The 10,583-nt window shown below is 57.7% G+C and carries 11 protein-coding genes; all 11 read right to left on the reverse strand.

Translation table 11 applies throughout. The annotated features are described in order from the left end of the window. Window positions 1-96: 96 nt before the first annotated feature. Window positions 97-342, reverse strand: coding sequence for a DUF3310 domain-containing protein (locus tag KVT38_RS32180; protein WP_254639724.1), 246 nt, complete (start codon window positions 340-342; stop codon window positions 97-99). Between the two features lie 20 nt (window positions 343-362). Then, a complete protein-coding gene (locus KVT38_RS32185; RefSeq protein ID WP_217597845.1) occupies window positions 363-1,736 on the reverse strand; it encodes a DEAD/DEAH box helicase in 1,374 nt (457 codons plus the stop codon). Beyond that, window positions 1,726-2,226, reverse strand: coding sequence for a VRR-NUC domain-containing protein (locus tag KVT38_RS32190; RefSeq protein WP_217597846.1), 501 nt, complete (start codon window positions 2,224-2,226; stop codon window positions 1,726-1,728). The genes KVT38_RS32185 and KVT38_RS32190 overlap by 11 nt, the downstream gene beginning before the upstream one ends. Window positions 2,227-2,496: 270 nt before the next feature. Beyond that, the gene (locus tag KVT38_RS32195) at window positions 2,497-4,854 is read right to left on the reverse strand and encodes a virulence-associated E family protein (RefSeq protein ID WP_217597847.1); all 2,358 of its coding nucleotides are present in this window, start codon (window positions 4,852-4,854) and stop codon (window positions 2,497-2,499) included. Window positions 4,855-4,868: 14 nt separating this feature from the next. Continuing rightward, a complete protein-coding gene (locus KVT38_RS35085) occupies window positions 4,869-5,978 on the reverse strand; it encodes a DNA methyltransferase (protein ID WP_254639725.1) in 1,110 nt (369 codons plus the stop codon). After that, window positions 5,975-6,328, reverse strand: a complete 354-nt coding sequence (locus KVT38_RS32205; protein WP_217597848.1) for a hypothetical protein — start codon at window positions 6,326-6,328, stop codon at window positions 5,975-5,977. The genes KVT38_RS35085 and KVT38_RS32205 overlap by 4 nt, the downstream gene beginning before the upstream one ends. Before the next feature lie 284 nt (window positions 6,329-6,612). Beyond that, on the reverse strand, window positions 6,613-8,571 hold the full coding sequence (locus tag KVT38_RS32210) for a DNA polymerase (RefSeq protein WP_217597849.1): 1,959 nt from the start codon (window positions 8,569-8,571) through the stop codon (window positions 6,613-6,615). Between the two features lie 426 nt (window positions 8,572-8,997). Further along, a complete protein-coding gene (locus KVT38_RS32215) occupies window positions 8,998-9,462 on the reverse strand; it encodes a Mom family adenine methylcarbamoylation protein (RefSeq protein WP_217597850.1) in 465 nt (154 codons plus the stop codon). Continuing rightward, a complete protein-coding gene (locus tag KVT38_RS32220) occupies window positions 9,453-9,845 on the reverse strand; it encodes a hypothetical protein (RefSeq protein WP_217597851.1) in 393 nt (130 codons plus the stop codon). The genes KVT38_RS32215 and KVT38_RS32220 overlap by 10 nt, the downstream gene beginning before the upstream one ends. After that, window positions 9,842-10,180, reverse strand: a complete 339-nt coding sequence (locus tag KVT38_RS32225; protein ID WP_217597852.1) for a hypothetical protein — start codon at window positions 10,178-10,180, stop codon at window positions 9,842-9,844. Before KVT38_RS32225 ends, KVT38_RS32220 begins: the two co-directional genes overlap by 4 nt. Next, a complete protein-coding gene (locus KVT38_RS32230) occupies window positions 10,177-10,554 on the reverse strand; it encodes a nucleoside triphosphate pyrophosphohydrolase family protein (protein WP_217597854.1) in 378 nt (125 codons plus the stop codon). The genes KVT38_RS32225 and KVT38_RS32230 overlap by 4 nt, the downstream gene beginning before the upstream one ends. Window positions 10,555-10,583 lie beyond the last annotated feature (29 nt).

Below are 10,583 nucleotides of genomic sequence, written 5' to 3' on the forward strand. Positions count from 1 at the left end.
TCCTCGCCGATCCGGCTCACCGTAATGCCGCAACCGATATTATGCTCACTCAGGATCTTGATCCGCGCGCGCATCTGGCGATAGCTTGTCAGCTGATCAATTACGGTCTGCTCGGTCATCGCCGTTCGCCTCCTGCATCTTGATCAGGCGGTTCAAGTACCAAGCGGCCTTACGGAGGTCCTCGACGCCGTTTTTGCGCTTCCAGCGCCACAGGTACTTAATCGTGTTGCCCGTCAGCATCCCTTCGAATCCGTCAAGGCCCGTCGTCGCCGCCTCGATCGCGTCAATTGCCTCGATGCTGCCGGCGGTGTAGTGGCTCGGATGATTTACGTTGTCGCTCATGATGTCTGACCCTCCTGTTGTCATCCCCTGATTTTTTGTATGCGTGCTTTGACGGCTTCCATCAGTGCGTCTTGCCCGGCTGCCTTGCGCTCCAGTGCTGCCACGGCTTCCTCGTCCATCGTGCCCTCGGCCACCAGCCGCATCACGACGATCCGGCGCGTCTGACCCTGCCGATGCACCCGCGCATTCGCCTGCTGGTCCTCCTCGAGGCTCCAGATCTGGTCAAACCACACGACCGTCTGACAGCTCGATTCCTGCAGGTTCAGCCCGTGACCGGCGCTTTTTGGGTGCAGGAGAAGCAGCGGAATCTCGTCGCTGTTCCAAGCCCGGATGTCCTCGTTTCCGTCGCGGCCTTTGCGAAGCGTCCGCGCTTGCGGGAAGCGCTGCTGGATCCGGCTCAGGCTGTGCTGGAAGTTGTAGAACACCATGACCGGCTTGCCCTGCGCAGCCTCGATGATGTCCTCTAGCGCGTCCAGCTTTGCGTCGTGGATCTGCTTGACGCCGCGGTCCTCGTCGTAGACGGCGCCGCTCGCCATCTGCAGCAGCTTGTTCGACAGCACGGCGGCCGTCTGTGCGACGACGTCGGCGTCGATGTATTCCAGCAGCAGCTCACGCTCCAACTTCTTGTACAGCGCCTCCGCTGCAGCCGTCAGCTTAACCGGCACGGCACGGTCGACTCGCTCCGGTAGCTCCAGCCAGTCCGCCGCTTTCATGCTGACGGCGATGTCGCTGATCGCCTCGTATATCCGTTCCTCGGCTTCCTGCTTCTGCTTCCACTCGTACACGACGTGGCCGCTGCGGCTACCTGCGGTGAAGTACCGATCGCGGAAACCCGTAATTGTCTTGCCCAGTCGCTCGCCTTGATCCAGCAGATACACCTGCGGCCAGAGGTCCATCAGGCTGTTCGGGGCCGGCGTGCCTGTCAGCTGTACGAGGCGCTTGATAAATGGCCGAACGCGTCGTAGCGCCTTAAAGCGTTTGGCTTGCGGGTTCTTGAAGCTTGACGACTCGTCAATGACGACGGTGTCGAACGGCCACTTACTGCCGTACTCGCTGACCAGCCACTCGACGTTCTCCCGATTGATGACGTAGATGTCAGCTTCGGCCCGCAACGCCCGTCGCCGGGTCTCCGCGCTGCCCAGCACCTTGCTGATGCGTAGATGCCGGAGATGATCCCATTTGGCCGTCTCGCGGGCCCAAGTATCGTCTGCCACTCGCAGCGGCGCGATGACCAGCACGCGGCCGGCTTCGAAATAGTCGTTCAGCAGCAGGTCGATCGCGGTCAGTGTTGATACCGTTTTGCCCAGCCCCATCTCAAGCAGCAGTGCGATGTAAGGCGTGTCCAGGATGCGCGCTGTCGCATACTCCTGATACTGGTGCGGTTTATATCTCATCTCCGAAGATCTCCTGTAAGAAGACTTGAATGCCCATGTAGGACTTTAGGAGATACCAGTTTGCTTTCCGTTCCAGAAGCTCCTCAGCCCTTTTTCTCTGAATTGGCTGCAGTTTACCGTTAGGGGCTTTCATTTCGACAAAGGCAACCGTACCATTCGGGGCGATCACGATACGGTCTGGTACACCTACCGTTCCAGGTGACGTGAACTTCCAGCATAAGCCACCTCGTTTCTCCACCTCATGGACCAACGTTTGCTCCAGCGATGCTTCTCTGGGCTTTTTCTTTGCGTCGGCAGTATAGAATTTCCACGTGCCTATGAACGCAACGATATGCCTCTCAGCCACACCGCGATTCTCCAGCCACGCGCGAATTACGTCTTTGTCGAATCCATCGGGGAAGCTTGGATCTTGGTGAATAAATCTCGCGATATCCCCTAGCGGACCAACCACGTCAAGTCGACTTGCAATCCAAGTTTTATATGTCTGCATCTGGTAGCCTCCTGTGCAGTACGTGCACACATACGCGTATTGTACGTAAAATGCGGTTTAACCATAGTTTTACTAGGTTGCTTATAGGGTTAATCTAACTTTTATACTTAATAGATAATTTACTGCTTCAACTGCATCAATTCGGCTTGAAGCCTTGATATTACTGGGTTGTTATGATGCAGATATGACGATTTTATCTGCATCGCATCTGCTTCAACTGCTTCAATAAGTGATGCAGATGATGCAGTGCTGATGCAGATATAAACGTGGCTATCTGCATCGCTCAAATGCGGTCTGCTGGCCGTATCCTGGGATGCGCACGCGGCCCTTTAACTCACGCCAACCAGGTATGCGGCGTACGATATCGCATATCTCGCGCGCCTCCCAAGGACGCATTGCGCCGACTTTGTTGTGCAGGCATTCCGCCCAGATTTGCGAAGCGCAGACGCGCATCCTCATTTCTGGCTCGGACTTGCTCGTCCCGAATTCGTCCTCGATCGGCGACTCAAGCCACTCCTGGATAATGCCTGCCCGCGGATCGTCTTCCATATGGACGCCTTGAATCTTCATAGCCTCTACATCGATAGCCGGAGATAGAATAGTCTCTTCGCCGGACTTGTACACCGCCAGTACCTCCGCCCATAGCTGGCCGATCTCGTAATCTGTCAGATCCGTAAAGACGCTCTTCGTCCGCTTCTCCGGATCGACTGTGACCGGCCAGAATCGGCGGTTACCCGTCGGGTCCTTCAAGAAGTTCCAGTTATTCGTCGTGCCGAAGAAGACGCATTTGCGTGGAAAATCCGTAATCACGCGATCGTAGGCGACGCGGTACTTGTCCGATCGCTTCGTGATAAACTGCTTGATCTCGTCGACCTCGGTCTTCGTCATACCCGCCAGCTCGCCGAACTCGAAGATCCACGCCGATTGCAGATGCTCGCCGGCCTCTTTAGTGTCGAACGACTTCAGTGAGTCGCTGAACCAGCGCTGCGCCATCATCTGAATGATCGTGCTTTTATTGGCGCCCTGCGGGCCCACGAGAACCAGCATATAGTCGAATTTGCATCCTGGCTCATAGAGGCGTTTCACAGCCGCAAGGAACATCTTCCGCGTGACCTCTCGGACGTACGGCGTATCGGCCGCCCCCAGATAGTCGATGAACAATCGGTCGATGCGCGCCGTGCCGTCCCACGTTTGTGACTCCAGGTAATCCGTGATCGGGTGGAACTTGTTCTTGCGCGTAACCTCCGTGAACGCCTTCTTGATCGTGACGCCTGATTTGATCTTATATACTTTATCGAACCAATGATCCCGTCGGTCGTCGTCTTCGCCGAGCCACGGCTCATAGCTGTCTACTGGCCGAAGCCGGCCGCGCCACGGCAGCGGCCCCCGGATGACCTCTGTATTGCCGAACGCGTCGTAAGCCAGCACGCCCTTCCAGGCGCCATTCGATAGGATCAATTCGACGTTGCTCGCCGTGGGAAGCGGCAGGCTGGTCTTGCTGTGAACCTCCAGCTCGTCCTCCCAGCTCTCGTCCTCCGGCTCAGGCTCCCCGTCGTCGTCCACCGGCTTGCCGGCGTCCATGTCGCCGTACTCGTCCTGCAGCTCGGCCATCTTCATCCGCTTGACCTCCGGCCGTGCCGCGGCAAAGTGCTCCATAGCGATGTGACTCGGCTTCTTGGCGTCTGGCGTGAACTCCTTGACGCGCTCGTCCAAATGGCCGAACTTGTGCACGCGAACCAAGTCGAATAGGTTGTACGTCCGGCCGTCCGAGACCGGATCGCTGTCTTGATGGCTGAAAGCCAGATCCTGCTCGGGGTAAACCTCGAGCCCGTTCGCTGACGTGCCGCCCGTGTACGTGTAGCGATTCGGTATACTGCCGTCAACGTACACGTCCGAGAGGAATTCGTCGATCCCTTCCTCAATCGTAAACGCCCGGCAGAACAAGCCGATCGTGCCGAACTTCTCGCGCGGATCCTGTGCGCGCTTGCCGGCCAGCACCGGCGCCTTGTCCTCCGCATGTCGCGGCCACGCCATGACGTCGCGCCAGTCATCGTACAGCGCCAGCACGCCGTCCACGTCCAGCGGCGCACCTTCAGCGACATGCAGCTCCGGCTCCGCGTCCTTGGAGCACGATGGCAGATACATGAGCCGATGCACATCGAACGTCGTCTTGTCGAAGTAGTGCATACCGATCTGCTCCGCGAGCTTGCGGGCGACGGCCGCGTACTCGTCCGGAGACAACGCCCGCGCGCATGGGACGATCAGGCGGTACTTTGGCGCGTGCGGCCGGCTGCTGTGCGTCGTGTAGACGACGTAAGCCGTGCCGCCCAGGACGAGTTCGACGGCGAACAGGAAGTCGTCGTCCGCCCGGTCGATGTCCAGCGTGATCAGGCTGCGCGTGTCGACGTTCTCCTTCTTCCGGCGGCCGCCGCGGACCAGTCCGCCGACAAAAGCCGGGCCGTCCTTCGCCTTTCCCTTGTCGGCCGCGTTCATCTTGTCGTACTGGGCAATCGTCTCGGCCGTCCGCCGCACCTTTGCGAGACGATCGGTGAACTCGCCCCAGGTCAAGTATTCAGGTTTCCAGTTCGTGTCGGCCCGGTGCTTGCCGAAGCTGATGTCTAATTCCATGGTGACCTCTCCTCTTATAGCAGGAGCTCGTCAAAGGCTTCCTGCACCGCCATCTGCAAATTGTTTGCCGCCACTCTGAAATAGCTGTCCTTGAGCTCGATCCCAACGAACCGCCTGCCCATCTTGATCGCCTGGTAGCCCTCACTGCCGATCCCGGTGAAGGGGCTGAAGACAATGTCGCCCGGGTTGCTCCAAAGCTCCACGCCGCGAGCGATCACGTCGAGTTGCAACGGGCAGATGTGCCGTTCGTCCTTATCGTCGCGAGCTGACTTGTACTGGAGCGTGTTGCTCTGCCGGATATCCATCCAGACCGGTGAGGCGTACCGGCGCCATACATGGTGTGAGTAGACCGGGTCCCCTTCGACCTCGATCACGACGTCCTCGACGGTTAGCGGCGGCAGATTGTACGCCCCGTCCTCGTATCCGAGATCCGACGGCCGCTCGAGCACGACGCCCCAGCTCGCCACCCATCGCCAGAACGCGTCCTCCGCGTGTCCCTTCAGCCTCCATTTGGACGTATCGCCGCCGTCGTGGACGAAGTACATGGACAGCATCTCCGAGCGCCCCATGACGCCGAGAAACTCTGCGTGATTGCCGATCTCCATGTAATCGTTTGGCGCCGGCGTCGCTGTGCATGCGAGCCGGTACGGCGTGAAGGAGAACGACTCGATCAGATCCGTGCGCATCTTGCCGGTGAAGGATTTAAGGATGGACGACTCGTCCAATACGACGCCGTCGAACAGCATCGGCTCGAAGTGATGCAGCATCTCGTAGTTGGCGATGTTCAGCCCAGGCTGAACGTCCGCTTGGCTGCGACAGAGCGTGATCGTATACCCGAGCTCCGCGCCTTCGCGCACCGTTTGCGCGGCGACGGCGAGCGGTGCAAGCAGCAGGACGTCCCCACTGGTCAGCCGATGGATCTGCATCGCCCATTCAATCTGCATGCGGCTCTTGCCGAGCCCCGTGCCGGCAAAGATCGCTGCGCGGCCCCGGCGGAGTGCCCAGCGGACGAGATCGCGCTGGAAGTCAAACAGGCTGTCGTTCAGGTCGTCCCGTTCCACGTCGAAGCCACTCGGCGGCATAATCGCGCGCTTGTTCTGGATGAATGAATCATAAGATGTCATGCAAGCAGCGCCTCCCAATCGTCGTCTGTGATTTCTGACCACTTGGAGCCTTTAGATAGATTCTCGGCTGACCATAGTGGCTGAAGATTTGTGAAATGAAAACATTGTTTTTGCTGATCGGGGTCTGTCAGGTCAAAAGAAGAGCAAGGACGGATATGATCGATATGCCAGTCCCCATAGTTCTCCCAAGACATGCCGAACTTAAATAGATTTTCAATATGCTTTCTTGCCTGCTCAGGAGAGCATCCCAATAGCTCTATAGTAGATTTTTGTTTCTTCGCTCCGTTCAGCGCATACCATATCCGACAGCGAAGACGCTTTGTAAGAAGGAATGCGGGGTCTTGGTCCATACGTTTCCGCTCATATTCGACCGCATTCTCAACGCGCTTCGTCCTATGACGGTAATAGCTCTCCGAGGATAAACGCCTGAATCGATCTGGGTCCGCCTCTCTGTAGCTGCGCATCTTTTCAGTGAAGTAAGCTCGGTTTGCTTTCCTGTACGCTTTCCTATAAGCGCTTATACAGGACTTACATATATTTCGAAGATTCTCTCCGCGGGATCTTGAAAAGAAGTCAAGGGTATTGGGCTTATCCTCCCAGCAATCAACGCACGTTTTGAATTTGTCCATCCGGGTCAGTCCTTACAGTAAAATGAAGTCTCAAACCCGGCCGCATCCAACGGCAAGCCGGGCGCCCATTCGATCGGCCGGCTCATAATTTCAGTCACGTAGGCAACCTCCCGGCCGTCGATCGGCTCGTCCAGCACCACTTCGTCATGCACATGCATCACGACATCGAACCCCTTCTGGTCCAGCCGCATCAAACTCTCCGCCAAGCAGTCCCGGGCGATCGCCTGCACCAAGTTCTCCACGAGCCTGCCGCCGTACGTCCGGTGCGACATCCACTTTTTCTTGACCTGGTCCATCCCGTCGAACACGAGCCCTTCCTTGTCGAAGTTCGGATCTGGCTTTAGCCGCGGATTCACATACGCGAGACTCCGGCCGCTAGGCAGATCGGCGAAGAGCATGCCGCCGGCGTACCGGTATTGGACGCCGTGCTTGAGCTTGACCGTCGACTTCGTCCGCACCGCCTCCACGGCCGCCGCCTCCGCCGCGTACCATAGCTTTCGGATATTCGGGTTGGCGTCGCGCCACTGACGCACCAGGCGCGGATATTCCGCCGGGTCGATCTCCTTCTTGCTGTCCATCGCAGCCAGCGCGTTCTCACCGCCCTGATAGCCGCACGCGAGCACAGCCACCTTGCCGCGGGCCCGCAGCTCGTAATTCTTGTGCCCCTTGACGATCGTCTCGAGCGGTACGCCAAACATCTGCGCCGCTGTCGCCTCGTAGATTTTGCCGTGGCCCCGGAAGACGTCCAGCACCCAGTGCTCGTCCGCCAGCCAGGCGATGACGCGTGCCTCGATGGCCGAGAAGTCCGAGACGATAAAGCGCCGACCTTCCGACGGCACGAACGCCGTGCGGATGAGTTGCGATAGGACGAACGGCGGTGCGCCGTATAGCAGCTCGAGCAATTCAAATTCTCCAGCGCGCAGCAGGTCCCGGGCGAGCGCCAAGTCGGCAATCTTGTTCTGCGGCAGGTTCTGCACCTGGATGAGCCGACCGGCCCACCGCCACGTGCGGTTCGCGCCGCAGAACTGCAGCAGCCCGCGCGCTCGGTCGTCCACACAGATCGTACGCGTCATGGCGTTGTACTTGTCGACGCTGGTCTTGCTCATCTCCTGCCTCAACTCCAGCATCCGACGCGTCTCGTCGTCCGGCGCAGCGTCCAGCAGGACCGGCATATACTCCTTGCTGAGGCCGTCCGGCGTCTCCAGTCCACGCTCGGCAAGCCATGCCTTAATCTGCGGCAGGCTGTTCGGGTTGTCGAGCCCGGTCAACTCCCGGGCTTCCTGCACTAGCCGCGTCTCGTACTGTTCGTCGCAAGCGATGGCCTGCCGGATGAGCTCCGGGTCGAGCCGGACACCGCGGTCGTTGATCCGTTGGTCAAGCGCCCACAGCGCCCATTCGTGCGCGGGCACGGGGAAGCGTTCAAGCTTCCTTCGCACCTCGCGCTCTACGACGACGTCCTGCCGGTTATAGGAGATATAGTCAGCCCACTTGTCAGGCGCATGATGCGGCAGGTTGCGCGTACGGCCGCCGTTAACCTTTGTCGGCTTACACGGGACGGAGAAATACTTGATCAGCGCCTTACCCTTCGTGTCTTTCGTGGCGTCCAGCTGCAACACTTCGGCGACGCCGCCCAGGTTCCCCGGCAGCCCGAGCGTCAGCGCCCAGACGGATGTACACTGCCACTGCTCCGGCGGCATCGGCTGCCCGAGGTGCTTGGCGAGACAGGTCCGCTCGAACGCCGCGTTGAACGCCGTCTTCGTCACCGCGGGGTCGCCGAGATCGCGAAGCACGTTATCCGGGATGTCCTCGAAGGCGGTCAGGTCGACAACCGTCACCGGGTCGTCGCCGTAAGCGTAGCCGAAAAGCAGAATCTCGAAGTCTGGCGCCTCGACGTACCGATGCACGCCGGACTTGAGCAGATCGACGGAGCTGTAAGTTTCAAGGTCGATTTGAAGAAATCTCACTTCTCCTCCCCCATTCCCAAAAGTGAAACTTATGATTTATACTTTCGTATGACAATTAATTACAAATAGATTTTTCAAGGTCGGTGCAATTATTGAATATCCCTATCTTCGTTTTCTATTTGCGTCATCGTAGTCACTTTAGCGCCTCAGATTTTCAACAGCCCTACGACCTAATAATAGTATGGTTCATGATTTCGATAATTTTGACGGTACTTATCCTTGGCTTAATGTCGAAATACGAGGTTTCGCAAAGGACATTTAATAAAGGCAAGTGGATATGTTTGCTACTCGTAGTGGCTATCGCAATCCACATGTTGTTATTTGCTGATTTATGGAGAGGTGGATCGCTATATAGAATTGCAGCACCTTACTCCCATGCCGCGGCGGCCTCGAACTCCTCCGGTGTGATGTGATAGTCGTATGGCTTCATGGACTCCTCACCCATCTTGTTTTAGGAGATAGATCGCGTTCGGCTCGCTCAGCGCGAGACGACCAACCATCCTTGCGCCGCCGCGTCTGACCAACCGTGAACCAGCCATCAGCGCGGTAGATCGTGCCTTCATGACCTTGTCCGCTGCTGGAATAAGAGATAAAGCCCTTAATAGATGGAAGATGCTTGCGAATATGCTTTCTCGCAAGGGAGATCGCTCGGCTCTCCGCGTTCGGCTCCGTCTCATCAACCAGGTACATACGCGTCAGTTCCAGCAGCGTCATCTGGTCCAAGCTGCGCGCTGTCGGCCGTCCCCACATCATCGCGCCGATCCGCGAGCCGGCTTCGTCCAGGATCCACAGCCGAAGCTGCGCACCCGGCGGCGTCGACTTTAGATAGTGCCGTTCGGCCAGCCAACGGTCGAGCTCCGTCGAGCGGCTAAGTTCGACCTTCACGACCACACCCGATGGGCTTCTTCGACTCTCTCAAGCCCATCATAATTGCTAATTTCCCATTCAATTTCGTCAGGGATATCGACGATCTTTAATTCCGACACCTGTGTGTTGGCGCGCTCTCCCAATTCCTCAATGACCGCAATTAAGTCTGAATTTGTGCGAAGTTCCTTTGTATCTCGCCCTCGGGTAAAGCTGTAATGGCTGCTCGCAGGATCGGACCAGCGGCTATAATATTTTGAACTCGACATGTCGATGAGATCGGCTTTGGGGTCCGCAGCTTCGACGTTTTCGTTGAATACCGTGACACTCCAGCCACGCTCAATTAATTTTAAAAATCCTTCGTGCGAAAGTTGGAAACCGCCGAAACAGCGATTAATCGCGATCTTCATAGGATTTCCCTCCTTGTCCCGTCAGGCAGAATCTCGATATTGACGACCCTTTCCTTTTTTCGCGCAAACGCATAAGCAGATCGCTCGTCAGCGTAAAGGGTTGCAAAACGTAGGTCTCCTGTGTAGCTGTTGATACCGGCCAGGTAGCCGCCTACTTGCTCCCGAACTGCATACGCCTGCACCGAGCCGCAATCCAATCTGCCGGACTCTACTTCTTTTTTGGTGTGCCGGTACGCCCACCTGTCCTTTTTTAATTGTTCATGACTGCCGGCAGAAAGGTCGATCTCGACATCCAGCCAATCCAGAAGCTTCTGCTTGTTCACCGTCTCCGTCATAGCACCTTGCCCCCGTGCCGCTGCGGCCGCGTCGCGTTGTACGCCATCTTCTCGGCGATCGCCTGCTCCAGGTCGATGCCGTACCGGCCGGCGGCGTCGAACACGCGGATCACGATGTCGGCCAGCTCGGACGGGATGCCGCAGGGTTTGTCATGTTCATATAAACGAGAATCAACGATAGCTGTCATCCCCATCGGTGTGACCCGTTCATACCAGACCTCCGTCGGCTGCTTGCCGGCGCGGTAATCCTCCAGCGCCTCGGACGCCTCGCTGTGAATCAGCGCGATGATCTCGCCGAAGCTGCGTTCCTCGTCCCACCAGCCCTTGCTCACGGCATTCGCGTGAGCCGCGGCAACGTATCCGTTAATATCCATTTTCTCTTCCTCCACAACTAATTTGGGGT

The organism is Cohnella sp. GbtcB17, assembly GCF_019091135.1.
In the GTDB taxonomy this organism is placed as follows: Bacteria; Bacillota; Bacilli; order Paenibacillales; family Paenibacillaceae; genus Cohnella.